The organism is Streptomyces sp. NPDC001606, from assembly GCF_053596835.1.
Genome location: NZ_JBSFHC010000003.1, coordinates 435559 through 461070 on the forward strand (window position 1 = coordinate 435559; position 25512 = coordinate 461070).

A 25512-nucleotide genomic window follows, 5' to 3' on the forward strand; every position below is an offset into this window, starting at 1 on the left:
CGTTCAGCGGCGCCGTACCGGGATGAACCGCACCACGGTTCCCGGCGCCGCCTGCGCGGCCGCCGGGAGGTCCGCGGCGCGGACCACCGCGATCACCGGGTAGCCCCCGGTGGTCGGGTGGTCGGCGAGAAAGACCACCGGCCGGCCGTCCGGCGGTACCTGGACCGCGCCCAGGACCATGCCCTCGCTGGCGAGTTCCCCGGGCCGGGCGCGCTCCAGCGCCGGGCCCTCGGTGCGCAGCCCGATCCGGTTGCTCGCCGAGGAGACCCGGTACGCGCGCGTGGTGAGATCCCGCAGCGCCCGGGGCGTGAACCAGTCCGCCCGGGGACCCGGTGTCACCCGGAGCACCAGCTCGGCCGGCGGACCCGGCTGCGGGGCGCCGTCCACCCGCCCCGGCGGACCGGCCGGGGCACCGAGCGGCAGCACCGCGCCGTCCGTGAGCGGGGCCGGGCCGAGGCCGGACAGCAGGTCCGTGGCACGGCTGCCCAGCACCGGCTCCACCGCGACACCGCCGGCGACACCCACATAGGCGCGGACGCCGGCCACGGCCGGGCCCACCTCCACCAGCGCGCCGGCCGGCACCACGACCGGGGCGCCCCACGCGGCCGGACGGCCGTCCACCGTCACCGGGCATGGCGCGCCGCCCACCGCCACGGTCACCGTCGAACGCGGCCGCAGCGCACAGCCGTTGACCGTCGTCTCCAGCACGGCGGCGTCCGGGCCGTTGCCCACCAGCCGGTTGACGAGCGCCGCCGCGGGCGGATCGAGCGCCCCCGAGCGCGCCACGCCGAGATGCGCGTACCCCGGCCGCCCCCGGTCCTGCACGGTGGTCAGCGCCCCGGCACGGACCACGACGAGCGCACGGTCGCTCATGCGCCCACCCCCGCCGCGCGGCGCCGGCCGGCGGGACCCGGCGTCCCTGCCCCACTCACGCGTCCTCCACCGGTACGAAGCGCACGCGCACCCCCGGAGCCAGCAGCGCGGCCGGCACGCGCGCGTGGTCCCACAGCACCGCGTCCGTGCTGCCGATCAGCTGCCAGCCGCCCGGCGAGGAGCGCGGGTACACGCCCGTGTACGGCCCCGCCAGGGCGACCGCCCCGGCGGGGACGGCCGTACGCGGGGTGGCCCGGCGCGGGACGTCGTAGCGGGCCGGAAGGCCGGTGAGATAGCCGAACCCGGGCGCGAAGCCGCAGAAGGCCACCGTGAACTCGGTGCCCGCGTGGATCCGGGCGACCTCCCGCTCGGGGACGTCCCAGTGCGCGGCGACCTCCGCGAGGTCCGGGCCGTCGTAGCGCACCGGCAGTTCGATCAGCTCGCGCGCGGGCGGGGGAGCGGGCGGTACGGCCGACGAGGTCAGCTCGGACGCCCAGCGGTCCGTGTCGGCCAGGCCGTCGAGCAGGACCGTCCGTGCCGCGGGGACGATCTCCCGCACCACCAGCGAGCCCTCCGCGCGGCGCCGCAGCAGCTCCGCGTGCAGCGCCTGCGCCTCCGTGCCGGAGGCCACCTCGACGAGCAGCGCGTCATCGCCCACGGGAAGCGCTTTCATGCGAAGGCCTCCACCCGTACGCCCGCCGCCGTCAGCTGTTCGCGTACCCGGCGTGCGAGGTCCACCGCCCCGGGAGTGTCGCCGTGCAGGCACAGCGAGCGGGCGCGCACCCGGATCCGCGCGCCGGAGTGCGCGGTGACCGTGCCGGAGCGCGCGAGATCCACCGAGCGCTCCACCACCGCCGCCGGGTCGGTCACCACGGCGCCGTCCCGGCCGCGCGGCACCAGAGCGCCCTCGTCGGTGTACGCGCGGTCGGCGAACGCCTCCGTGACGACCGGCAGCCCCGCCGCGCCGGCCAGCTCCAGCAGGCGCGAGCCGGGCAGGCCCAGCACCGGCAGCGACGGGTCCGCGAGCAGCACGCCGTCGACCACCGCGCGGGCCTGCTCCGGGTCGTGCACGACCCGGTTGTAGAGCGCGCCGTGCGGCTTGACGTACGCCACGCGCGCGCCGGCCGCGCGCGCGAACACCTCCAGCGCCCCGATCTGGTAGGCCACCTCCGCCGCCAGCTCGGCGGGCGGCACGTCCATCGCGCGCCGCCCGAACCCGGCGAGGTCCCGGTAGGAGACCTGGGCGCCGATCGCGACCCCGCGCGCGGCGGCCAGCTCGCACACCCGGCGCATGGTGGCCGCGTCCCCGGCATGGAACCCGCAGGCCACATTGGCGCTGGTGACGACGGTCAGCAGCTGTTCGTCGTCGGTCAGGCGCCAGCGGCCGAAGCCCTCGCCGAGGTCGGCGTTCAGATCGATCGCGGTCATGGTGTCGTCGTCTCTCCGGTATCTCGTGGGTCTGCCGCGGGCCGGTCAGTCGAGGCCGACCAGCCGGTACTGCTCGTCGCGGGCGTCGGTGAGGAACATCTGGCCCGGGGCGTGGGTGATGGCGAAGGGCGGCCGCGAGGCCATCACCGCCGCCTGCGGGGTCACCCCGCAGGCCCAGAAGACCGGGATGTCGCCCTCGTCGGCGGTCACCGGATCGCCGAAGTCGGGCCGGCCGAGGTCGGCTATGCCGAGCGCCGCCGGGTCCCCGCAGTGCACCGGGCCGCCGTGCACGGCCGGCAGCAGGCTGCTCTCCCGGATCGCGGCCCGCAGATGCTCCGGCGGCACCGGCCGCATGGACACCACCATCGGCCCGCGCAGCCGGCCCGCCGCCCGGCACTCCCGGCCGGTCACGTACATCGGCACGTTGCGGCCCTGCTCGACATGGCGGATCGGCACCCCGGCCCGGCTCAGTGCCCACTCGAAGGTGAAACTGCACCCGATCAGGAAGGACACCAGGTCGTCCCGCCAGTGGGCCCGCACGTCCGTGGGCTCCTCGGCCAGCTCGCCGTCCTGCCACACCCGGTAGCGGGGCAGATCGGTGCGCAGATCGGCGCCCTCGGCGAGAACGGTCGCGGGGGAGCCGGCGTCCGTGACGTCGAGCACCGGGCAGGGCTTGGGATTGCGCTGGCAGAACAGCAGCATGTCGTAGGCCCAGTCGGCCGGTACGGCGATCAGGTTGGCCTGCGTGTGGCCCGCCGCCACCCCGGCCGTCGGGCCCGTGAGCCCGTCGCGGAACCGGGCCCGCGCCGTTTTCGGGCTCCACGCGTGCGCGTGCGCGTCGACGGCGCAGACGGGCCGGTCCTCGGTACCCTGCGGCCGGGTCATGCCAGCTCCTTCCCGCGCGTCTCCGGCAGCCCGAGCAGGGCCAGCGCCGCGAGGCCGTAGCCGAGCGCACCGAACACCAGCGCGCCGCCCACGCCCCAGCTGTCGGCCAGGAAGCCCACCAGCGTCGGGAACACGGCGCCCACCGCGCGGCCCGTGTTGTACGTGAAGCCCTGACCGGTGCCGCGCACCGCCGTCGGGTACAGCTCGCTCAGATAGGAGCCGAAGCCGCTGAAGATGGCCGACATGCAGAAGCCGAGCGGGAAGCCCAGCACCAGCAGCAGGGTGTCGGCGCCGTGCGGGATGTTCGCGTAGGCCAGGACACACACGGCCGACAGCAGGGCGAAGAGCCAGATGTTGTTCCGCCGGCCGAGCCGGTCGGTGAGGTGGCCGCCGGTCAGGTAGCCCAGGAACGCGCCGGAGATCAGGAAGGTCAGATAGCCGCCGGTGCCGACGACCGACAGGCCGCGCTCGGACTTCAGATAGGTCGGCACCCAGGTGGCCAGCGTGTAGTAGCCGCCCTGCACACCGGTGGACAGCAGACTCGCGCAGACCGTGGTGCGCAGCAGGCCCGGGGCGCCCGCCCGGTCCGGCCGGAAGAGCGCCGCGAAGGAGCCCCGCGCCGGGTCCTGTTCGCGTGCCGCCACCGCGGTGGGGGCGTCATGCACCCGGCGGCGCAGCCAGACCAGGAGCAGCGCGGGCAGTGCGCCCGTCCAGAACATCACCCGCCAGGCCAGGTCCTGGCCGACGAAGGAGAAGACCAGCGTGTAGACGACCGCCGCCAGCGCCCAGCCGACCGCCCAGGAGCTCTGCACCGCGCCGAGCGTGCGGCCCCGGTGGCGCGCGGACGCGTACTCGGCGACCAGGATCGCCCCGACCGCCCACTCGCCGCCGAACCCGAGTCCTTGCAGGGCGCGGAAGACCAGCAGCGTCTCGTAGGTGGGCGCGAAGCCGCAGGCCACGGTGAAGACGGCGTAGGTGGCCACGGTGATCATCAGGGCCCGGACCCGGCCCACCCGGTCCGCGACGACACCGGCCAGGGCGCCGCCGACCGCCGAGACCACCAGCGTGACGGTGGTGAACAGCCCGGTCTGGGCGCTGTCCAGGCGGAAGGAGGCCGCGAGCGCCACCATGCTGAGCGGCAGCGTGAAGTAGTCGTAGGAATCCAGGGCATATCCGCCGAAAGCTCCGGCGAACGCGCGTCGTCCGCGCGGACCGAGGGCGCGCAGCCAGCCGAACGCGCCGTCTTCCGCGGCGCGTTCGCCCTTGCCCGGGAGCGGGTCGGAGTTGAGGGCCGGTGGGGGAGGGGTCGTGCTCATGGGCACCTCGCAGAAGGGGGACGGAGGGTGCGGGGGGTGAGCAGTTGCCGTACGGAACCAGGACCGTGCCGAGCACCGTAGAGGATCGTTCAACGATCCTTCAATACCCGCGTTGTTTCGTTCCGGGGTCTGCGATTGAATTCCGGGCATGGCAGAGCAGCTGACGGGACTGGCCGACGACCGCGCTCTCCTGGGGCGTACCAGCACGGCGGAGCGGGTTGCGGACATCCTCAGGAGCCGCATCGCCGACGGATACTTCCCGCCCGGCACCCGGCTGTCGGAGGACGGCATCGGCGGGGCGCTCGGCGTCTCCCGCAACACCCTGCGCGAGGCCTTCCGGCTGCTCACCCACGAACGCCTGCTCGTCCACGAGCTCAACCGGGGCGTGTTCGTGCGGGTGCTGACCGTCGAGGACGTCGAGGACATCTACCGCACCCGCGCCCTGGTCGAGTGCGCCGTGGTCCGGGGGCTGGGGGAGCCGCCGTACCCGCTCCAGGGGCTCGCCGCGGCGGTGGCCGAAGGGGAGCAGGCGGCCGTCGAACACGACTGGAAAGCGATGGGCACGGCCAACATCCACTTCCATCAGGAGCTGGTCGCCCTCGCCGGCAGCGAACGCACCGACGAGCTGATGCGCAGCGTCTTCGCCGAGCTGCGGCTGGCCTTCCACGTGGTGGACGACCCCCGCCGGCTGCACGAGCCCTACCTCGCCCGCAACCGCCGGATCCTCCAGGTGCTCGAGACCGGGGACCGCGCCGAGGCGGAGCGGCTGCTCGCGACCTATCTCACGGACTCGCTGGAGCGGATCGTGGAGGTGTACCGCAGGCGGGTCGGCGAAGAGGGCATGCCGTAGGCGCTTCCCGCGTCCCGCCGTAGGCGCCTCATGCGGCGCCGCCCCGCCGCGGGCGGTCCGTACCCGCAGAACCGCCGCGCTCCCCGGCCTCCCGGCCGAGCCGTCCTGCGTCGTTTGGGTGGATGTCAGACCCAGGACCTAGGCTGTGCACCGTGACTTCGCCTGCATCGACGGACAGCGCTCCGCCCCAGCTCAGCGCGGCGCCGCGCCCTGCTTTGGGCCCCGCGGCCGACGAGGGGCTGGCGCGCCGGCTGCGCGCGCTCGCCTGCACCGCGCCGCTGCACGACCTGGACGCGCGCAAGGCCAACCTGGCCGGCGAGTACTCGGTGTACGGCATGGCCGAAGTGGCGCTGGCCGCCATCGACCTCGTCACCCTCAACATGGACTTCGACACCGGCGCCGACCACGAGCAGATCGTCGCCCGCCTCGTCCCGCGCATCGCCGCCCAGGCCCCGCACCGCCCCGCCGCCGAGCACGAGCGGGTGGCCCGCTGGGTCCTGGAGAACCTGATCAACGTCGGCAGCGTCGACCGGGGCTTCCGCGCGGTGTACGGCACCTTCGCGCCCGACGGCACCTATGTCCGCCGGGACTACGACTTCAAGCTGATCGAGGAGGTCCCGGGCCCCGGCGGCACGGTCTATCTGCGCACCACGGACGAGGCGGTCAACGTCCTCGTCGGCGCCCTCGACACCGACGTCACCAGCGCCCAGATCGCCGCCGAGGTCAAGCTGGAGGTGCTGATCAGCCGAGGCCGGCTCGCCGACGCCCAGCTCGCCGCGGAACAGGCCCGCTACCGCACCGTCCAGTACTCCGAGACCCTGCGCCGGGCCCTGGAGGCCACCCGGCGCAACGTCCGCGCCGTGGACTGGCTCAACACCGTGCCCGACATGATCGCCGAGGCCCTGGACCACGTCGCCGAGCGCTACCGCCACGAGAACGCGATCCTCACCAACATCCGCAAGGCCCGCGACGAGACCGAGGAGCCCGAGCACAAGCGCCGCGCCGCCGAACTGGTCGACATCGTCAAGGACTGCATCCGGCGGCACACCCAGCTCCAGTCGCGCCTGCTGGAGGCGGGCCCGCTGTTCCGCGCGGAACAGGACCGGCAGGCCTTCGCCACACCGACCACGACCTCCGGCACCGACCTCTACGGCCATCTGCTCGCGCCGGTGCTGCCCCTGCCCGTGGAGCAGGCGATCCGGGTCACGGACGCCTTCTTCGCACACGGCACCGGGCTGCGGACGCCGGTGTCCGTGCGGGTGGCGGACCTCGTCGGCATATTGCTCACCCCACCCGTGGAGCGCGAGCACCTGGGCGCCGAGATGCCCGAGCCAGACCTGATCGCGACGCCGGACGACAGCCGCTTCAGCGAGGAGCAGCTTGCCGCGGCGAAGGAACTGCTCGACCTGCCGGCCGACGCGCCGCGCAGACTGTCCGGCCTGCTGGCCGAGGCGCGCGCGTCCGGCGGCTTCGACCTCGCCTACCTGGTCGCCCTGCTGGCGATCCACGCGGCCAGCCCCGCCGTGGGCACTGCCTACCGGCAGGGCGAGGAGAAGCTGCTGTTCGCCGTGGACGACGGCACCGAGCTGGACGACCCCGACTTCGGCGGCGCCGATCTGATCGTGGGCACGGCCCTGCTGGACGCGGCGGGCATGGCGGCCGACCGGACGGAAGCAGCATGAGCACCCGAGAACGCGACAAGGAGTCCCAACCGTGAGCGAGCACGTCGAGTGGAGTGACACGGAGCCCCCGGCCCCGTCGGCATCCGCCGCCGTCACCCCCGCCGACGCCGCCGACGCGGCGCGGCTCGTCGCCTTCGGGCTGCAACCCAAGTTGCAGCCCGCGCGCGACCAGGAGTACACCGAGCTGCTGCGCCGCTACCGCGACGACCCGGCGTTCGCGCGCCTCGCCGACGCCGTCGCCGCCGGGCTGGGACTCGTCGTGCTGGAGGTGTCCCCGCGCGCGGGCATGGCCGTGACGGCCGCCGAGGACTCGGTGTTCGCCGTCCGCATGGGCGACTACGCGCGTCGCACCGCCGCCGACTCCAGCGACCGCTTCCTGCACGGACTCGCCCACCTCGCCGTCGCCGCGCTGGCCTTCCCGCGCCCCGAGGACCTGGCCGACGACACCTACATCGGCCGGGTCACGGTCAACGGCGTCGACGCCTTCGTCCGGCAGGCCTGCCGCCGCCTGGAGGAGCGTGCCGAGGAACAGGGCGAGAACACCGACCCGGCCACCGACGCCCCCGGTCTGGAGGCCGCCTGGCGGATCTGGGCCAGACGGAGTGCCACCGGCGCCACCAAGGACGCCCGCCGGCCGGCCGCCTCCACCACCGGCATCGTGGCCAAGGCCCTCGCCTTCCTCACCGACTCGGGCTTCCTCCAGCGCACCGGCGACGACCACGGCGGCACCTACCGCACCACCGCCCGCTACCAGCTCCAGGTCCGTGACCTGGCCGGCAGCGCCGCGCTGACCGAACTGCTGGACCTGGGCGTGGTCCCGGTGACCGACGGCACGGCCAGCCTGCTGCCCGCCGAGGACACCGAGGACCTGGAACTGGTGGCCGACGCCGGGCTGCCGTTCCACTCCTGAGCGCCGGCTCAGCAGATCCCCGAACCACCGCACCTTTCACCAGACTTACGAGAGTCCGCCATGTACGAGCTGTCCCGGGTCCGCCTCTACTCCATCGGGCCCGCCGGTGCGCGCTACGCCGACACCGTGCTTGACCTGCGGGGCGTGGGCGCACCCGTGCCCGACCCGGCGCCCACGCAGGCGGAGTTCTTCGAGGAGGAGCCGTCGGGGCCGCCGCGCCGGCCCGCGCCCGCCGGCGTGCTCTTCCTGGAGAACGGCGGCGGCAAGTCCGTCCTGCTCAAGCTGATCTTCTCGGTGATGCTGCCCGGCCACCGCAACACCCTCGGCGGCGCCAGCTCCGGCGTGCTGCGCAAGTTCCTGCTCGCCGACGACTGCGGCCATGTGGCGCTGGAATGGCAGCACGTGCAGACCGGCGAGTGCGTGGTCGTCGGCAAGGTCAGCGAGTGGCGCGGCCGGCAGGTCTCCAACGACCCGCGCAAGTTCGCCGAGGCCTGGTACTCCTTCCGGCCCGGCCCCGGGCTCAGCCTGGACAACCTGCCCGTCGCCGAGTCCACCGCCGTACGGCCGCCCGTCGAGGGCACCTCGGGCGCGCAGGGCCGCCGCCGCACCATGAAGGGCTTCCGCGACGCCCTCATGGAGGCCGGCAAGGCCTACCCGCACCTGGAGGTGCACTGGGAGGAGATCCACGAGCGCTGGACCGAACACCTCGGCGAGCTCGGCCTCGACCCCGAACTCTTCCGCTACCAGCGGGAGATGAACGCCGACGAGGGCGAGGCGGCCGGTCTCTTCGCGGTCAAGAAGGACTCCGACTTCACCGACCTGCTGCTGCGCGCGGTGACCGACACCCGCGACACCGACGGCCTCGCTGACCTCGTCAGCGGCTTCGGCAACAAGCTCGGCCGACGCGCCGAACTGATCGCCGAACGGGACTTCACCGCCGGGTCGGCCGATCTGCTCGGGCGGATCGTGGAGGCCGCGGAAGCCCGCTCACGCGCGCGTGACGTGCACGGCGCCGCCGAGCGCCGTACCCGCACCCTGGCCCGGCGGCTGTCCGCCCGGGCCGTGCAGGAGCGGGTCCGGGCCGCCGACCTCGCCCAGCGGGTCACCGCCGCCGCGTACACCGTCACGCACTCCGAGGGCGCCCGTGAGCGCAGCGCCCTGATCGCCGCCGAACTCGCCTTCCGGCACGCCTCGCTGGCGCTCGCCGCCGCGGAGAAGGCCGCCGCCGCGCAGAAGCGCGAGCTGGCCGACGCCCGCACCCTGCACTCCGCCTGGCAGGCCGCCGAGGCCGTGCTGCGCCACCGCGCCGCCGCCGACCGGGTCGCGCGCGTGTCCGCCGCCATCCAGGAGGCCGAACGGGACGCGGCCCCCGCGCTCGCCGCCCGCGCCAAGGCCGCCGTGGACCTCGTACGGGCCCTGCACGCCGCCGCCGGGAGCGCCGAGAACCTCGCCAACGAGGAGGAAGAGCGGTCCGCCGCCCTCCAGGAGGTCAGCGACTCCGCCTACCGGGACTCCACCACCGCCGCCACCGAGGCACAGCGCGCCCGCAGCGAGGTTGGGCACCTGCGCCAGCGCCTCGCCGAGGTCGAGCAGGAGACCGCCGAGGCGGTCCGCGCGGGCTGGCTCGACGACAGCGCCCCGGACGCCGACCCGGCCCGGGCCGCGCTCGCCGCCAGCGACGCCGAGAAGACCGCCGTGGCCGCCTGGGACCTCGCCCGCGAGGCCGCCCGCAAGGCCACCGAGCACGCGCGCGAAGCGGCCGCCGCGGAGTCCCGCGCCGAGCTGACCGCGGCCCGCGCGGCCGACGCGGCGACCGCCGCCGCACGCGCCTACGACGCCGAGCGCCGCCTGGCCGAGGCACTGGCCGCCGAGGAGCGCCTCGCCGAGCTGCTGAGCCTGCCGGGCGCACCCGCGCGCGTGGCCGTGCCCGCGCCCAGGACGGAGGACGCCGGCGGTACCGCGCCGGCCACCGCCACCACCGAGGGCTCCCTCACCCCCGAAGAGCTCGACCGGTTCGCCGACGAGTTGCGCGAACTGCTCGACGACGCCGTCACGACCGCCGAACGGCACCTCTTCGAACTGCGTACGGCCGCCGCCGACGACGCCCGGATCCTCGGCGCCCTCGGCGACGGCGGGCTGCTGCCGCCCGGCCCGGACGTGCTGGCCACCGTCGAGTTCCTCGGCGAGCACGGCATCCCGGCGCTGCCCGGCTGGCGCTACCTCGCCCAGGCCGTCGACCCCGCCGACCACGCACGGGTGCTCGCCGCCCGGCCCGAACTGGTCGACGGCGTGATCATCACCGACCCGGACACCCACGCGCGGGCCCGCGAGGCGCTCGGCGACGCCGCCCTGCTGCCCCGCTCCGCCGTCGCGGTCGGCACGGCCGCCGCCCTGCTCGCCCCCGCCCCGGCCGCGGACGCGGCCTCGGGCGACGTCTTCCTGGTGCCGCCGAACCCGGCCATGCACGACGAGCACGCCGCCGACGAGGAGCGGCAGGCCCTGCGCGTGCGGGCCACCGAGCGCGACGAGGAGATCCGCGCCCTGGCCGCCCGCCTCGGCAAGGACCGCGAACTGGCCGCCCGGCTCACCTCCTGGCGCACCGGCTGCCCCGCCGGACGCCTCACCGAACTGGCCGCAACCGCCCAGGAGGCACGCGCGTTCGCCGAGGAGGCCGAGGCCGAGCTGGCCGAGGCACGCACCCTGCGCGCCGAGGCCGACGAAGCCGCCGCCGAGGCCGCACAGATCCGGGACGAACGGCAGGAGACCGCACAGAAGGCCCGGCGCGCCGCCGACGCCCTCGCCGGCCTCGCCTTCCGGCTCCGCGAGCGCGCGGGCTGGCAGGCCCGGCTGCGCGAACTCGCCGACGAGGCCACCGAGTCCGAGGCCCGCGCCCAGTCCTGCCTGGAGCGAGCCCGGGCCGCCGACGAGGACCGCCGCGCCGCCCAGCGCGCCGCCGACGACGCCCGCCGTACCGCGCGCGCCCTGCGCGCCGAGCGCGCCGAGATCGCCGGCGCCCCCGACGACCTGCCCGAGCCCGAGGGCGACGCCCCCAAGGCCTCCCTGCCCGCCCTCCGCGAGGCCTACCGGGCCGCCTCCCAGGTGTACGAGAAGGTCGGCGTCGGCGCCGACCTGCGTGCCGAACAGGCCCGCGCGGAGAGCGACGAGAGCGCCGCCCGCGCCGAACTGGACCGGCTCAGCAACAAGGTCCGCACCCGCGCCGAGCAGCTGCTCGAATCGCCCGACGGCTCCGACGGGCCGTCCCGGCAGGCCGCCGCCGCGCGCGCGGAGGAGCTGGTGCAGCTCCTGGAGACCCGTGTGTCGACCGCCAGCGAGCAGCTCGGCCGGCTGCGCGGCGAGGCCGAGCGGCTCGCGCCCGAGGACGGCGAGGCGCACACCGAGCTGCCCGAGGAACTGCTCCCGCGCGACGCCGAACACGCCCAGGCCCTGTTGCGCACCGCCACCGCCGAACTCGCCACCCGCACCGAGGCGGTGGCCGAGGCCCGCGAGGCGCACACGGAGCTGCTGGACGCCCACCGGGCCGCCGAGGACGCGGCCGGCGGCTTCGACGAGATCGCCGCCATGCTCCGCGACCTGCTGCGCGAGCACACCCCGGAGGAGGAGCAGGAGGAGCCGGAGCCCTACCCCGGCACCCTGGAGGAGGCCCGGCACTCCGCCGCCGAGGCCCGCCGCTCGCTGCGCGGCTGCGCCGCCGACCTGTCCGCCGCCGAGGCGGCCGTACGCGAGGCGAGCGACGTCCTCGTCCGGCACGCCAATTCCACGCGGTACGAGCAGGTCCGCACCCCCGCCCGGCAGCAGATCCGTGAACTGCCCGCCTCCGCGCTGCCCGAGCACGCCCAGAAGTGGGCGGACGCCTTCGCGCCGCGCCTGCGTGTCCTCACCGACGAGCTGGCCCAGCTGGAGCGCAACCGCGACTCGATCGTGGACCGGCTGCGCGGACTCGTGGAGACCTCACTGGCGACGCTGCGCTCCGCCCAGCGCCTCTCCCGGCTGCCCGAGGGCCTCGGCGAGTGGTCCGGGCAGGAGTTCCTGCGCATCCGCTTCGAGGAACCCGACCAGGCCACGCTCACCGAGCGGCTCGGCGAGGTCATCGACGACGCCACCCGCGCGGCCGTGAAGAAGAACTCCGACCTGCGCCGGGACGGCATGTCCCTGCTGCTGCGCGGAGTCGCCGCGGCCCTCGAACCCAAGGGCGTGGCCGTGGAGATCCTCAAGCCGGACGCCGTACTGCGCGCCGAGCGGGTCCCCGTCGGACAGATGGGTGATGTTTTCTCGGGCGGCCAGCTGCTCACCGCGGCCATCGCCCTGTACTGCACGATGGCCGCCCTGCGCTCGAATGACCGGGGCCGCGACAAGCACCGCCACGCGGGCACCCTGTTCCTGGACAACCCGATCGGCCGCGCCAACGCGACCTACCTGCTGGAACTCCAGCGGGCCGTGTCCGACGCACTGGGCGTGCAGCTCCTGTACACCACCGGCCTGTTCGACACGACCGCGCTCGCCGAGTTCCCGCTGGTCATCCGGCTGCGCAACGACGCCGACCTCAGGGCGGGCCTGAAGTACATCAGCGTGGAGGAACACCTCCGGCCCGGTCTGCCGCAGCAACCCCAGGCCGGAGAAGCGGTGCACAGCGAGATCACGGCCACCCGGATGTTCAAGAGGCCGGCACCCACCGCGTCCTGAGGTATGTCGGACGCACCGCGCCCTTCTCGGGTCCCGCCGGCCCTCACCGGCGGGAGCCGAGCCCCTGGGGGCGGCCTCAGGAGTGCGACAGCTGCCCCGCACCGCCCCGTCGGCGTATCCGCTCCTGCTCCCGCAGGGCCGCCTGCTCCTGGCGCCGGCGGGCCCGCCGCTCGCGCCGCAGCGCCCGGGCCGTGCTGCTCGGCTCGGAGACCACGCCGTACCGCTGGTTCCAGACCTGGCGGGTCACCCATACGTCGACCACCGACCACGTGGCCACCACGGTGCTCGCCACACTGCTGACCACCATGGGGAACGCCAGCCAGGAGTCGGCCATCGTGCACAGGAACGCGACCATCGCCTGGATCAGCGTCACCGAGATGACCAGGACCGCGCGCACCGCCGCCGTACGCACCGGGTCCGGCAGCGGGTGCCGTTTCGCGGGCTCCTCGATCCACAACGGTCGGTAGCTCTGCCGCTGTTCGGTCCCGGCGGACTCCCTGGCGCGCTGCGGCGCCGGAATGCCGCGGTCCGGCATCTCATGGCCCCCTCGCGCCGAGCGGTCCGCCACGCTCTTCCCGGGCGCCCTGCGCCGCTCCGCCGTGCCCATCACCGTGTCACTCCCCACCGCCGACAGACCGCTTGCCCCGGCGCCCGCAGGCCCCGACTCCCCAGTGGCTGCCCGGCTTGCGCAGTTTTACGCCGCCGGGGTGCGGGATGCGGCTCCTGTGGCCCATTCCGCCCCCATTTCCCGTACAGAACGACGAACGGGATGCCCCGAAGATTCCCGACCGCCGAAAAAAACCAGCCAACCAGCCAAACTGACGGCGGCATCGGCCCGGTGACGGGCAGCCGAATCACGGGGGCAATCTCCCGCAATGCCCGGACAACTCGCCATCTCTCGCCGCCGGTGCGGAAGTTCAGCCTCCGGACATGTCTTCGAGTTATCTGTGAGGCGGTAGTAGGCTCGCGCCGTTTGTTGACGCACATGACACCCCCGGGCCGGCGGGGGGCGAGCTGGGGGAGGCCATGCGGTTTCGCGGGAAGTCGATCCGCCGGAAGATCGTGGCGCTGCTTCTCGTGCCCCTGGTGTGCCTGACCGCGATCTGGGGCTTCGCCACGGTCCTCACGGGCCGCGACGTCGCCCAGCTGTTCCATGTGTCCGACGTCGTCCAGGAGATCGGTTATCCCACCGAGGACACCGTCCGCGTCCTTCAGCAGGAGCGCCGCCAGACCCTGGTCTATCTCGCCGACCCGCGGGCCGCCGACGCCCTCTCCGCGCTGCACCGCACCCGCACCGCCACCGACCGGGCGATCACCACCCTGCGCACGAACATCAAGGACCACGACATCTTCGGCGGCCTCGGCGCCGGCGACACCGAGCGCCTGGCCGCCGTCCTGGACGCCTTCGACGGCCTGGACTCCCTGCGCCGCAACGTCGAGCAGGGCACGGTCACCCGCGCCCAGGCCTTCGACCAGTACAACCACCTCGTCGACCCCTGCTTCGCGGTGCTCGACGACCTCGACAGCCCCGACGACGTCACGATGGACCGCCAGGCCCGCTCCCTGGTCTCCCTGATCCGCGCCCGCGAACTGCTCTCCCGCGAGGACGCCCTGCTCGGCTCCTCCCTCGTCGTCGGCCGGCTCACCCATGACGAGACCCGCGCCATCTCCGGCCTGGTCGCCCAGCGCACGCTGATCTACGACATCAGCCTGCCGCTGCTGCCCGACTCGGAGCGGGAGCGCTACGAACGCTTCTGGGGCAACGCCACCACCGCCCCGCTGCGCGCGGCCGAGCGCAGCATCACCGGCATGGACTCCGGCGCGCCCCGCGAACTGACCGCCCGGCGCTGGGACTCCGCCGCGGCGGGCACGCTCGCCGGACTCGGCACCCTGGATGATCAGGCCACCGACCGCTTCCAGGACCGTATGCGCTCGGTGGCCATGGGCGTCATCGCACAGGCCGCCGTCGCGGGCCTGCTCGGTCTGGTCGCCGTCCTGCTGTCCATCCTCCTCTCCGTACGGATCGGCCGCGTCCTCATCCGCGATCTGCGGCAGCTGCGCCTGGAGGCGCACGAGGCGTCCGGGGTCCGGCTGCCCAGCGTGATGCGCCGGCTCTCCGCGGGGGAACAGGTCGACGTCGAGACCGAGGTTCCGCGCCTGGAGTACGACAAGAACGAGATCGGCGAGGTCGGCCAGGCGCTCAACACGCTCCAGCGTGCCGCCGTCGAGGCCGCCGTGAAACAGGCCGAGCTGCGGGCCGGGGTCGCCGAGGTCTTCGTCAACCTCGCCCGGCGCAGCCAGGTGCTGCTGCACAAGCAGCTCACACTGCTCGACACCATGGAACGCCGGACCGAGGACACCGACGAACTCGCCGATCTGTTCCGCCTGGACCATCTGACCACCCGTATGCGCCGGCACGCCGAGGGCCTGGTGATCCTTTCCGGCGCCGCACCGTCGAGGCAGTGGCGGCGCCCCGTCCAGCTGATGGACGTGGTCCGGGCCGCCGTCGCCGAGGTAGAGGACTACGAGCGCATCGAGGTCCGCCGGCTCGCCCGGGTCGCCGTCACCGGCCCGGCCGTCGCCGACCTGACCCACCTCGTCGCCGAGCTGCTGGAGAACGCCACCGTCTTCTCGCCCCCGCACACGGCCGTCCAGGTGATCGGTGAACGGGTCGCCAACGGCTTCACCCTGGAGATCCACGACCGGGGTCTCGGGATGACCGCCGAGGCACTGCTGGAGGCCAATCTGCGCCTCGCCGAGACCCCCGAGTTCGAACTCTCCGACACCGACCGCCTCGGGCTGTTCGTCGTCAGCCGGCTCGCCCAGCGGCAGAACGTCCGGGTCTCCCTCCAGCCGTCGCCGTACGGCGGCACCACCGCCGTCGTCTTCATCCCCGACGCGCTGCTCACCGACGACGTCCCGGACACCAACGGGACCGGCTTCCGGCTCGACCGGGACCGCCCGGCGAAGGGCGGCGACCGGACGGCGGACCGGCCTGCCGGCTCCCGCACGCCGCTGCGGCTGCCCGGCCTGCCGACCTCCCTGCTCGACGGCCCGGTCGAGCTGGAGGCGCCCGTCGATCTCGACGCCATCGACGACTTCCCCGGCGCACTGACCGACGAGGACAGCGAGCGCGGCGGGCTGTTCCGCCCGCGCCGTCCCCTCTCCCGCGCCGCCGACCAGGCCACGGACGAGCCCGAGGACGAGACCGGCGATCCTGCGCCGGCCCCGCGGGCGACCGACCGCCCGGCGCGGTACGGAACCGGTGACCGCGGCCCCGTCCCCCTGCCCCGCCGGCAGACGCCCAAGCTGGTCAGCTCGCACGGCAGGCCCGTCACCGACCAGCGCTCCCGCCGGGACGAGACGGAACCGCGGCCCGGCGACGGCCCCCGCGAACCCGAGACCGGCGGACTCGCCCCGCTGCCCGCCCGCCGCCGCGGTACGCCCTCCCGGCGCCCCGCCGGACTCTCCGGCCGGACCGAGGAACACGACGCCTCCTCGGCCGACGGCGCCCACGAGACGCCCGAGGCACCGCCGCTGCCCCGGCGCACCCGCCCCGAGCCCGCCCCGGGCGGCCCCGGCCGGGACGGCACCGGCCCGCAGCACGGCGGCACCGCCCCGCCCGCGGGCGACACGACCTCGCCTGCCGGCGACACCACGCCGCCCACCGGCGCCGGAGCGGACCCGGCCACCGGGCCGCTGCCGCGGCGCGTACGGCAGGCCAGCCTGGCTCCGCAGCTCAAGCAGGACACCGAGCGGCGCGCACAGCGGTCGGCGGAGCCGGCCGCCGACCGCGACGCCGACGAGGTCCGCAGCCGAATGGCCTCGCTCCAGCGCGGCTGGCAGCGCGGCCGGGAGGAGAACGCCGCGGGCGACAGCGCCAGGAACGGCACAGCACAAGGAACGACTAAGGGGGACGGTCGATGACCGAACCGAGGGCCACCGGCCACACGGCGACCGACAAGGGAGAACTGAACTGGCTGCTCGACGAGCTGGTGGACCGGGTCGCCAGCATCCGCAAGGCCGTCGTCCTGTCCGGCGACGGTCTGCCCACGGGGGTGTCCAGGGACCTGAGCCGGGAGGACAGTGAGCATCTGGCCGCCGTCGCCTCCGGCTTCCACAGCCTGGCCAAGGGCGTCGGCCGGCACTTCGACGCGGGGAGCGTGCGGCAGACGGTCGTCGAGCTGGACGACGCCTTCCTGTTCGTCACCGCCGCCGGCGACGGCAGCTGCCTGGCGGTCCTCTCGGACGCCGACTCCGACGTCGGCCAGGTCGCCTACGAGATGACACTGCTGGTCAAGAGGGTCGGCGTGCATCTCGGCACCGCTCCGCGCACCGATCTGCCCGCAGGCGGGTAGTGGGATGGCATGAGCGGAGACGGTCAGGGAAGCAGCCACTGGTTCGACGACGACGCCGGACCGGTCGTCCGCCCCTATGCCATGACGCGCGGCCGCACCACCAGTCCGGCCCAGCACCGCCTCGACGTGATCGCGGTGGTCGTCACGGAACCCGACGCCGACGACCCGGAAAAGGACCCGACGCTGTCCCCCGAGCACGTGGACATCGTCGGGCTGTGCCGGGACGCCCCGCAGTCGGTCGCCGAACTCGCCGCGGAACTCGACCTGCCCATCGGTGTGGTCCGTGTGCTCATCGGCGACCTGGTGCACGCGGAACTCGTCCATGTGACGCGCCCGGTGCCTCCGGCCGAACTGCCGGACGAGAGTATTCTGCGCGACGTGATCAACGGCCTGCGGGCGCTGTGACCGGCGCGGAAGCGGAGTAGTGACGTGACAGGCTGGCAGTTCTGGGTCGACCGCGGCGGCACCTTCACCGATGTCGTCGCGCGTCGCCCGGACGGCCGGCTGCTCACGCACAAACTGCTGTCCGACAACCCGGCACGGTACGCCGACGCGGCCGTCGCCGGGGTACGCGCACTCCTCGACGGCTCCCCGGAGCCCGTCGAGGCCGTCCGCATGGGCACCACGGTCGCCACCAACGCACTGCTGGAACGCACGGGCGCGCGCACCCTGCTGATCGTCACCCGCGGCTTCCGCGACGCGCTGCGCATCGCCTACCAGAACCGCCCGCAGATCTTCGCCCGCCGCATCGAACTGCCCGAGCTGCTGCACGAGCGCGTCATCGAGGTGGACGAACGCGTCGCCGCCGACGGCACCGTCCTGCGCGCACCCGACCTCGACGCCCTCGCGGGCCCGCTGCGGCAGGCGTACGACGACGGGATCCGCGCGGTCGCCGTCGTCTGCCTGCACAGCCATCTGTACCCCGGCCACGAGCGCGCCGTCGGCGAACTCGCCGCCCGCACCGGCTTTCCGCAGATCTCGCTGTCCAGCGAGGTCAGCCCGCTGATGAAGGTGGTGCCGCGCGGGGACACCGCCGTCGTGGACGCCTACCTCTCGCCCGTCCTGCGCCGCTACGTGCGCCAGGTCGCCGACGAACTCCACGGTGTCCGGCTGATGTTCATGCAGTCCAACGGCGGGCTGACCGAGGCCGGGCGGTTCCGCGGCAAGGACGCCATCCTCTCCGGGCCGGCCGGGGGCATCGTCGGGATGGCCCGGATGTCGCAGCGCGCCGGTTTCGACCGCGTCATCGGCTTCGACATGGGCGGCACCTCCACCGACGTCTCGCACTTCGCCGGCGCGTACGAGCGCGTCTTCACCACGCAGATCGCGGGCGTCCGGCTGCGCGCCCCGATGCTCGACATCCACACCGTCGCCGCCGGGGGCGGCTCCGTGCTGCACTTCGACGGCTCCCGCTACCGGGTCGGCCCCGACTCGGCCGGCGCCGACCCGGGCCCCGCCTGCTACCGCGCGGGCGGCCCGCTCACCGTCACCGACGCCAACGTGATGCTCGGCCGCATCCAGGCCGCCCACTTCCCTGCGGTCTTCGGCCCCGGCGGCGACCAGCCCCTGGACACCGCCCTCGTCCGCGACCGGTTCGCCGCCCTCGCCGACGACATCCACCGGCAGACCGGCGACGACCGCACCCCGGAGCAGGTCGCCGAGGGCTACCTCCAGATCGCCGTCGCCAACATCGCCAACGCCGTGAAGCGGATCTCCGTCCAGAAGGGCCACGACATCACCCGCTACGCGCTGACCACCTTCGGCGGCGCGGGCGGCCAGCACGCGTGCCGGGTCGCCGAGTCGCTCGGCATCCGCACCGTCCTGGTACCGCCCATGGCGGGCGTCCTGTCCGCGCTGGGCATCGGTCTCGCGGACACCACGGCCATGCGCGAACAGTCCGTCGAAGCGCCCCTGGAAGCCGCCGCCATGCCCGGCATCCGCCAGACCGCCGACGAGCTGGAGGCCGCCGCACGCGCGGAACTCGCCGCCGAGGACGTCCCGCAGCACACCATCGAGGTCACCCGCCGCGCGCAGCTCCGCTACGACGGCACCGACACCACCCTCACCGTCGAGCTGACCGAGCCCGACACCATGAAGCGGGCCTTCGAAGAACGTCATCGCGCCACGTACTCCTTCACCCTCGACCGCCCGATCGTCGTCGAAGCCCTCTCCGTCGAAGCCATCGGCATCACCCCACCCCCCGATCTGTCCGCCCTCGCCCCCTACCAGGGCCGGCCGGCCGCACCCGAGACCGTCCGCCTGCACACCGGCGGCGCCTGGCGCGACGTACCCCTCCACCGCCGCGAGGCCCTTCCTCCCGGCGAGACCGTCACCGGCCCCGCGATCATCACGGAGGCCAGTGCCACGACCGTCGTCGACGACGGCTGGCGGGCCGTGGCGACCGACGACGGGCATCTGGTGGTGGAACGCACGGCGGTCACGCAGAGTTCCGATCTCGGCACAGAAGCCGACCCGGTTCTGCTTGAGGTCTTCAACAACCTCTTCATGTCGATCGCCGAACAGATGGGTGCCCGGCTGGAGTCCACAGCCCAGTCCGTCAACATCAAGGAACGCCTGGACTTCTCCTGCGCCCTCTTCGACCCCGACGGCAACCTGGTCGCCAACGCCCCCCACATCCCCGTCCACCTGGGCTCCATGGGCACCAGCGTGAAAGAGGTCATCCGTCGCCGCGGCACCGCGATGCAGCCGGGCGACACCTACGCGGTCAACGACCCGTACCACGGCGGCACCCACCTGCCCGACGTCACCGTGATCACCCCGGTCTTCGACACCGACGCGGCGACGGACACGCAGCGTGACCAGCGGATCCTCTTCTACGTGGCCTCCCGCGGCCATCACGCCGAGATCGGCGGCATCGCCCCGGGCTCCATGCCGGCCCACAGCCGCACCATCGAGGAGGAGGGGGTCCTCTTCGACAACTGGCTCCTCGCCGAGCGGGGCCGGTTCCGCGAGGAGGAGACCCACCGCCTGCTGACCGGGGCCCGCCACCCCTCCCGCAACCCCCGCACCAACCTCGCCGACCTGCGCGCCCAGATCGCCGCCAACCGCAAGGGGGTCGACGAAGTCCGCCGCATGATCGCCGAGTTCGGCCTCGACGTCGTGCAGGCCTATATGCGGCACGTCCAGGACAACGCCGAGGAAGCTGTCCGGCGTGTCATCGACGCCCTGGGCGACGGCAGTTACGCCTACGAGACCGACGCGGGCGCCGTCATCCGCGTGCGCGTCCGCGTCGACCGGGCCGAACGCCGGGCGACGATCGACTTCACCGGCACCTCGGCACAGCTGGCCACCAACTTCAACGCCCCCTTCGCCGTCGTCAACGCGGCCGTCCTGTACGTCTTCCGCACCCTGGTCGCCGACGACATCCCGCTCAACGACGGCTGTCTGCGGCCGCTGGACATCGTCGTCCCGCCCGGTTCGATGCTCGCGCCCGAGCCGCCCGCCGCCGTGGTCGCGGGCAACGTCGAGACCTCCCAGGCCATCACCGGCGCCCTCTACGCCGCGCTCGGGGTCCAGGCCGAGGGTTCCGGCACCATGAACAACGTCACCTTCGGCAACGAGAACCACCAGTACTACGAGACGGTCGGCTCCGGATCCGGAGCCGGGGACGGCTTTCCCGGCGCCGCGGTCGTCCAGACCCATATGACCAACTCGCGGCTCACCGACCCGGAAGTCCTGGAGTGGCGGCTGCCGGTCCGGCTGGAGGAGTTCGCCGTCCGCCCGGGGAGCGGCGGCGCCGGGCGCTGGCCCGGCGGCGACGGCGCCGTACGCCGTATCCGGGTCCTCGAGCCGATGACCGTCTCCACGCTCTCCCAGCACCGCCGCGTGCCCCCGTACGGCATGGCCGGCGGCGCGCCCGGAGCGCTCGGCGGCAACCGGGTGGAGCGAGCCGACGGCACGGTCACGGACCTCGGCGGGAGCGGCTCCGCGGACGTCGGTCCCGGCGACGTACTCGTCATCGAAACCCCCGGTGGCGGCGGCTACGGCCGACCGTCGCCCGACCCCCAGCGAGCAGGAGAAGAGACCGATGATCTTCGGGCGTTCTGAGCGCGGCAAGCCCCCGGTCGAGCCCGTCACGCTCAAGATCCTGGTGGCCGGCGGCTTCGGCGTGGGCAAGACGACCCTCGTCGGCGCGGTCAGCGAGATCAGGCCGCTGCGCACCGAGGAGCTGCTCACCGAGGCCGGACGGCCGGTCGACGACACGCGTGGCGTGGAAGCCAAGCACACCACCACCGTGGCCATGGACTTCGGCCGCATCACCCTGCGCGAGGACCTGGTGCTGTACCTCTTCGGCACGCCCGGGCAGGAACGGTTCTGGTTCATGTGGGACGAGCTGTCCGAGGGCGCGCTCGGCGCCGTCGTCCTCGCCGACACCCGCCGGCTGGAGGACTGCTTCGCCGCCGTCGACTACTTCGAGCGGCGCTCCATACCCTTCCTCGTCGGGGTCAACTGCTTCGAAGGCGCCGCCCGCTACCCGGCGGAGGCCGTGCGTCAGGCCCTCGACCTGGACGATGACGTGCCCGTCCTGCTGACCGACGCCCGGGACCGGGAATCGGTCAAGGAAGTACTCATCGGAGTCGTCGAACACGCCATGGAGTACGCCGCGGACCGCCGCCGGGCGGTCGTCGGCTGACCGGGGCCACGACGCCACGGCACGGCCCGCACCCCCGCCGACCGGGGTGCGGGCCGTGGTCCGGTGCGCGGCACGCGCGCGTACAGCGATTCCTACGCTCCCGGCAGGCCGAGGAACAGGACGAGTCCATGGCGCATTGCCTGATAACACCGAGAATGTACGGCGATGTCGGCTGACACCGGGAAGTGTTCACCGGCGCCACGGGGGCGTCAAGGCTGTCGACGGCGACGGTGACAGCGGGCGGCCCGGCCCGGACCGCACCCTGGAGGCCGCCAACGGGTGGGCCGGGCACGGCGGTTGGTCATCCCGGCTCGGCCGTCGCGTACCCGGTCTGCGCCGGAGCCGCTGCCGAGCTGCCACGCCGGACCTCGTGGCCGGGCAGCCCGGCGCGCCCGAGCACCCAGCTCATCCCGGCCAGCGCCTTCGCCGTCTGCTTCAGCGGAGCCAGCCGGGCGGCGGCCTGCCGGTGGTCCCGCACGCTGTCCGGAGCGCACACCACGGTCGCCAGCGAGAGGGTGACCGGCCGGCCGCCGACGGACCAGGACGTGTCGAGCACGGCGGTCACCAGCGGATCGAGCGCTTCCTCGTCGGCCAGGACGAGGAAGTCGTCCCCGCCGATGTGGCCCACGCGCGCGTGGCCCGCGGCCGCCTGCGCGAGCGCCCGCCCCAGGGAACGGATCAGTTCGTCGCCCGCGGCGAAACCGGCACCGTCGTTCACCTGCTTGAAGTGGTCGATGTCCAGCCAGCTCAGCGCGAACGTCCGCCCGTCCGCGATCCGCCGGTCCACCTCACTCGTGATCACGTCCGAACCGGGCAGCCGCGTCAGCGGATTGAGACCGGCCGCCTCCTCGACCCGGCTCTCCGCCAGCGCCCGCACCAGGTCGGCGAGGCGTACGACCCCCACGCACCGGCCGCGCGCGTCGACCACGGCGACGTCGTCGGAGGTCCGGTCCCGGCCGCCGACCGCCACCACGTCCAGCACCTCCCACGCCGTGGCATCGATGCCCACCGTGCGCGGCAGGTCGCCCAGCTTGAAGGCCGGCCGGTCCGCGTACAGCGCATGCCCGTAGCGGCCGGACATCGACAGCAGGAAACGTGAGCGGTGCACCGACCGGACGGGCCGGCCGGCCTGGTCCACCAGCAGCACACCGGAGACGTCCGGCGACCCGGTGAGCAGCGCCCGCACCTGTCCCGCCGCTGCGGTCACCGGCAGGACGGCGGCGGGCCGCACGAACTCCCGTACCGACGGCCCCGACCGGGGGGTGGCCAGGACGCCGGGGGAGTGGGCCGGAATGTACACGTCCGCCGCGGGGATCCGCGCCGGCGGCGCGAACAGCTCTCCCTGCGCCAGCTGAGCGCCGGCCGACAGCGCGGACGCGTACTGGAGTTCCGTCTCCACGCCCTCCACCGCCACCAGGGCGCCCAGCTCCTCGCACAGGGTGCGCATGGCCCGTACGGCGGCCGGCCGGGCCAGCAGAGAGGCGTCGAGCTTGACCAGGTCCGGGCAGAGGTCGGTGAGCAGCCTGAGCGGGACGTCACCGTCCCCGATCCCGTCGGCGCTGATCCGGAACCCCTGCTCGCGCAGCGTGGCCACCGCCTCCAGCAGGGCCCGCTGCGGCACGTGCGTGCAGGGCGGGACGATGTCGAGGGTCACTTCCCAGGGCATGCGTCCCGCCGCGCGCACGGCGTCCCGCAGCGGGGTGAGGCCGCCGAGATCGGCGAGCGTGGCCGCGAACACGTTGAGGTGCAGCGGCAGCAGCGTCTCCTTCCGCGTCGCCGCGCGCAGCGCCAGCACGGCGAGTTTCGCGTCGAGTTCCGGATCGCGGCGGGCCTCGGAAAGGACGTCACCGGTTTCCGGGCGGGCGAGCGTCTCCAGAGCGGCGACCACGCCCGTCCTCAGGTTGACCACCGGCTGGAAGGCGAAGCGGAGATTATCCGTCCAGGAGTGCACGGGAGCATGATGGCTCCGCGGGCGTACGCCCAGGCGCAGTTCATGAGACGTTCACGCAGCAATCCGGGGTGATCGCGGAGCGTAGGCAAACACAAGGGTCACAGCAGCCACCGCAGTCACATGACAGACCCTCGCGCCGTCTCTCATCTCACCGCGATCACCGCCGAGCCATGCCCGAAAAGCCCCTGGTTGGCGCTGATCCCCACGCGCGCACCAGCGATCTGGCGGTCGCCCGCCGCGCTCCTGAGCTGCCAGGTCAGCTCGCAAACCTGGGCGATGGCCTGCGCCGGCACCGCCTCCCCGAAAGAGGCAAGACCGCCACTGGTGTTGACGGGTATCCGGCCGCCCGGGGCCGTCACGCCCTCCCGCAGCAGTTTCGCGCCCTCCCCCTCGGCACACAGCCCCAGATCCTCGTACCACTGCAACTCCAGCGCGGTGGACAGGTCGTACACCTCGGCCACGGACAGGTCCTCGGGGCCCAAGCCCGCCTCCTCGTACGCGGTCCGGGCGATGGACGCCCGGAAGCTTTCGCCGGCCGGTTCGACGGCGACAGCGGAGTCCGTGGCGATGTCCGGCAGGTCCAGCACCGGGTTCGGGAAGCGCGGGGTCACCGTCGACACCGCGCGGATGCGCACCGGCCGGTCCACGCCGTGCCGCCGGGCGAAGTCCATACCGGCCAGCACCAGGGCCGCGCCGCCGTCCGAAGTGGCGCAGATGTCCAGCAGCCGCAGCGGATCGGCCACCACCGCCGAGGCCGCGACCTCCTCGGCGGTGACCCGCTTGCGGTAGCGGGCATATGGGTTGAGCGCTCCCATGGCCGCGTTCTTCACCTTCACCAGGGCGAAGTCCTCCGGTGTGTCGCCGTGCACCGCCATCCGCCGGCGCGCGTACAGCCCGAAGTACACCGGATTCGTCGCGCCCAGCAGGCGGAAGCGCAGCCAGTCCGGGTCGTCCGGACGATCACCGCCGGCGGGCCGGAAGAACCCCTTCGGCGCCGCGTCCGCGCCCACGACGAGGACGACGTCCGCGAGCCCGGCGAGGATCTGCGCCCGCGCGGTGGCGATGGCCTGCGCCCCGGACGCGCAGGCGGCGTACACGCTGGAGACTCGCGCCCCCTGCCAGCCCAGCGCCCGGGCGAACGTCGCACCGGCCACATACCCGGGATAGCCGCCACGCACCGTGTCCGCGCCGACGACGGACCCGACGTCCGCCCAGTCCAGACCGGCGTCCGCGAGAGCCGCACGGGCCGCCGCCGTCCCGTACTCCACGAAGGACCGCCCCCACTTGCCCCAGGGGTGCATGCCGACACCGAGCACCGCCACGTCCTTGGTCACACCGCCACCCGCGTCGGCCGCCAGTGCCAGGTCGTCCAGGCCGTCTCCGCGTCCTCGCGGAGCACCCCGGCGACGGCCTCGACCTCCATGCCCACCGTCAGATCGGCGACGGTGACCCCGGGAGCCGCCTGTCCCAGCACCACCATGCGCTCGGCGGCCAGCTCCACCGCGATCAACGCGTACGGCACCCAGGGAAGTTCCGGATTGCTCACATAGGGTGACGGTGGCCGATAACGGCTGTCGGTGTACGACCAGATCCGCCCCCTCCGGGACAGTGGCACCTCCTCCAGCGTCCCGCCCGGGCAGGAGGGGTTCCGGCAGTGGACGTCCTCGCGCGGGAAGAAGACCGAGGCGCAGGACGAGCAGCGCGTGCCCAGCAGCCGGAAGCCGTCACCCTCACCGGTGAACCATCCGGCCACCGCGGGCGCGTGTCTGTGCGGCAAAGTCCCTCCCCACCGAGGAATCTGACGAAGCGTCAGAAGTCTGCCACGCAGGACGGCAAAAGGGCAGGGCGCCCGTGTGAACCGAACGTCCCCTCCCCGCGTCCTGGTACAGGAGGGGCGGCCGGGG

18 protein-coding genes are annotated in these 25512 nt (G+C 73.9%); 9 read left to right on the plus strand and 9 right to left on the minus strand.

Annotation, left to right across the window (positions count from 1 at the left end; all coding sequences use genetic code 11):
- Positions 1-3: 3 nt before the first annotated feature.
- Genes ACWCV9_RS09575 through ACWCV9_RS09595 form a run of 5 tightly spaced genes read right to left on the minus strand, consistent with a single transcriptional unit; the run spans position 4 to position 4502 of the window.
- The gene (locus tag ACWCV9_RS09575; RefSeq protein ID WP_450785198.1) at positions 4-873 is read right to left on the minus strand and encodes a 5-oxoprolinase subunit C family protein; all 870 of its coding nucleotides are present in this window, start codon (positions 871-873) and stop codon (positions 4-6) included.
- 55 nt (positions 874-928) lie between these two features.
- Positions 929-1546, minus strand: coding sequence for a 5-oxoprolinase subunit B family protein (locus tag ACWCV9_RS09580; RefSeq protein ID WP_450785200.1), 618 nt, complete (start codon positions 1544-1546; stop codon positions 929-931).
- Positions 1543-2301: a LamB/YcsF family protein gene (locus ACWCV9_RS09585; protein ID WP_450785202.1), complete on the minus strand. Its 759-nt coding sequence runs from the start codon at positions 2299-2301 to the stop codon at positions 1543-1545. The genes ACWCV9_RS09580 and ACWCV9_RS09585 overlap by 4 nt, the downstream gene beginning before the upstream one ends.
- A gap of 45 nt (positions 2302-2346) precedes the next feature.
- Positions 2347-3186 (minus strand): putative hydro-lyase, encoded by an 840-nt coding sequence (locus tag ACWCV9_RS09590; protein WP_450785204.1) that lies wholly within the window; start codon positions 3184-3186, stop codon positions 2347-2349.
- A complete protein-coding gene (locus ACWCV9_RS09595) occupies positions 3183-4502 on the minus strand; it encodes an MFS transporter (RefSeq protein WP_450785206.1) in 1320 nt (439 codons plus the stop codon). The genes ACWCV9_RS09590 and ACWCV9_RS09595 overlap by 4 nt, the downstream gene beginning before the upstream one ends.
- A gap of 148 nt (positions 4503-4650) precedes the next feature.
- Between ACWCV9_RS09595 and ACWCV9_RS09600 the strand changes: the two genes are divergently transcribed.
- From ACWCV9_RS09600 to ACWCV9_RS09615, 4 genes are all read left to right on the plus strand, one after another.
- On the plus strand, positions 4651-5352 hold the full coding sequence (locus ACWCV9_RS09600) for a GntR family transcriptional regulator (RefSeq protein WP_450785207.1): 702 nt from the start codon (positions 4651-4653) through the stop codon (positions 5350-5352).
- 152 nt (positions 5353-5504) lie between these two features.
- A complete protein-coding gene (locus ACWCV9_RS09605) occupies positions 5505-7034 on the plus strand; it encodes a hypothetical protein (protein WP_450785208.1) in 1530 nt (509 codons plus the stop codon).
- Positions 7035-7065: 31 nt separating this feature from the next.
- Complete coding sequence (locus ACWCV9_RS09610; RefSeq protein ID WP_450785209.1) at positions 7066-7944, plus strand: hypothetical protein; 879 nt, start codon at positions 7066-7068, stop codon at positions 7942-7944.
- 60 nt (positions 7945-8004) lie between these two features.
- On the plus strand, positions 8005-12645 hold the full coding sequence (locus ACWCV9_RS09615) for a hypothetical protein (RefSeq protein WP_450785210.1): 4641 nt from the start codon (positions 8005-8007) through the stop codon (positions 12643-12645).
- A 76-nt stretch (positions 12646-12721) separates the two neighbouring features.
- Here the strand turns inward: ACWCV9_RS09615 and ACWCV9_RS09620 are convergent, their stop codons facing one another.
- Positions 12722-13252, minus strand: a complete 531-nt coding sequence (locus ACWCV9_RS09620; protein WP_450785212.1) for a hypothetical protein — start codon at positions 13250-13252, stop codon at positions 12722-12724.
- 419 nt (positions 13253-13671) lie between these two features.
- On the opposite strand from ACWCV9_RS09620, the gene ACWCV9_RS09625 reads away from it, so the two are divergent.
- From ACWCV9_RS09625 to ACWCV9_RS09645, 5 genes are read left to right on the plus strand one after another with little or no spacing between them, the layout of a single operon-like run.
- Positions 13672-16572, plus strand: a complete 2901-nt coding sequence (locus ACWCV9_RS09625) for a nitrate- and nitrite sensing domain-containing protein (RefSeq protein ID WP_450785214.1) — start codon at positions 13672-13674, stop codon at positions 16570-16572.
- Positions 16569-17003 carry a roadblock/LC7 domain-containing protein gene (locus tag ACWCV9_RS09630; protein WP_385846724.1) on the plus strand — a complete coding sequence of 145 codons (435 nt, stop codon included), beginning with the start codon at positions 16569-16571 and terminating at the stop codon, positions 17001-17003. Before ACWCV9_RS09625 ends, ACWCV9_RS09630 begins: the two co-directional genes overlap by 4 nt.
- A gap of 9 nt (positions 17004-17012) precedes the next feature.
- Positions 17013-17408 carry a DUF742 domain-containing protein gene (locus ACWCV9_RS09635; protein WP_450785215.1) on the plus strand — a complete coding sequence of 132 codons (396 nt, stop codon included), beginning with the start codon at positions 17013-17015 and terminating at the stop codon, positions 17406-17408.
- A gap of 24 nt (positions 17409-17432) precedes the next feature.
- On the plus strand, positions 17433-21071 hold the full coding sequence (locus tag ACWCV9_RS09640; protein WP_450785217.1) for a hydantoinase B/oxoprolinase family protein: 3639 nt from the start codon (positions 17433-17435) through the stop codon (positions 21069-21071).
- A complete protein-coding gene (locus ACWCV9_RS09645) occupies positions 21052-21657 on the plus strand; it encodes a GTP-binding protein (RefSeq protein WP_385846727.1) in 606 nt (201 codons plus the stop codon). Before ACWCV9_RS09640 ends, ACWCV9_RS09645 begins: the two co-directional genes overlap by 20 nt.
- Positions 21658-21958: 301 nt before the next feature.
- On the opposite strand, the gene ACWCV9_RS09650 is transcribed toward ACWCV9_RS09645, so the two are convergent.
- From ACWCV9_RS09650 to ACWCV9_RS09660, 3 genes are all read right to left on the minus strand, one after another.
- Complete coding sequence (locus tag ACWCV9_RS09650) at positions 21959-23608, minus strand: EAL domain-containing protein (protein ID WP_450785219.1); 1650 nt, start codon at positions 23606-23608, stop codon at positions 21959-21961.
- Positions 23609-23751: 143 nt separating this feature from the next.
- Entirely contained in the window at positions 23752-24942 is a 1191-nt protein-coding gene (locus tag ACWCV9_RS09655) for a lipid-transfer protein (protein WP_450785220.1), read from the minus strand.
- Entirely contained in the window at positions 24939-25385 is a 447-nt protein-coding gene (locus ACWCV9_RS09660; RefSeq protein ID WP_450785222.1) for a Zn-ribbon domain-containing OB-fold protein, read from the minus strand. Before ACWCV9_RS09660 ends, ACWCV9_RS09655 begins: the two co-directional genes overlap by 4 nt.
- Positions 25386-25512: the final 127 nt, after the last annotated feature.

What these genes read in the sequence shown, in the direction of transcription:
- ACWCV9_RS09575 (WP_450785198.1), bottom strand. Translation starts at nt 873, where the DNA reads ATGAGCGACCGTGCGCTCGTCGTGGTCCGTGCCGGGGCGCTGACCACC.
- ACWCV9_RS09580 (WP_450785200.1), bottom strand. Translation starts at nt 1,546, where the DNA reads ATGAAAGCGCTTCCCGTGGGCGATGACGCGCTGCTCGTCGAGGTGGCC.
- ACWCV9_RS09585 (WP_450785202.1), bottom strand. Translation starts at nt 2,301, where the DNA reads ATGACCGCGATCGATCTGAACGCCGACCTCGGCGAGGGCTTCGGCCGC.
- ACWCV9_RS09590 (WP_450785204.1), bottom strand. Translation starts at nt 3,186, where the DNA reads ATGACCCGGCCGCAGGGTACCGAGGACCGGCCCGTCTGCGCCGTCGAC.
- ACWCV9_RS09595 (WP_450785206.1), bottom strand. Translation starts at nt 4,502, where the DNA reads ATGAGCACGACCCCTCCCCCACCGGCCCTCAACTCCGACCCGCTCCCG.
- ACWCV9_RS09600 (WP_450785207.1), top strand. Translation starts at nt 4,651, where the DNA reads ATGGCAGAGCAGCTGACGGGACTGGCCGACGACCGCGCTCTCCTGGGG.
- ACWCV9_RS09615 (WP_450785210.1), top strand. Translation starts at nt 8,005, where the DNA reads ATGTACGAGCTGTCCCGGGTCCGCCTCTACTCCATCGGGCCCGCCGGT.
- ACWCV9_RS09620 (WP_450785212.1), bottom strand. Translation starts at nt 13,252, where the DNA reads ATGGGCACGGCGGAGCGGCGCAGGGCGCCCGGGAAGAGCGTGGCGGAC.
- ACWCV9_RS09625 (WP_450785214.1), top strand. Translation starts at nt 13,672, where the DNA reads ATGCGGTTTCGCGGGAAGTCGATCCGCCGGAAGATCGTGGCGCTGCTT.
- ACWCV9_RS09630 (WP_385846724.1), top strand. Translation starts at nt 16,569, where the DNA reads ATGACCGAACCGAGGGCCACCGGCCACACGGCGACCGACAAGGGAGAA.
- ACWCV9_RS09635 (WP_450785215.1), top strand. Translation starts at nt 17,013, where the DNA reads ATGAGCGGAGACGGTCAGGGAAGCAGCCACTGGTTCGACGACGACGCC.
- ACWCV9_RS09645 (WP_385846727.1), top strand. Translation starts at nt 21,052, where the DNA reads ATGATCTTCGGGCGTTCTGAGCGCGGCAAGCCCCCGGTCGAGCCCGTC.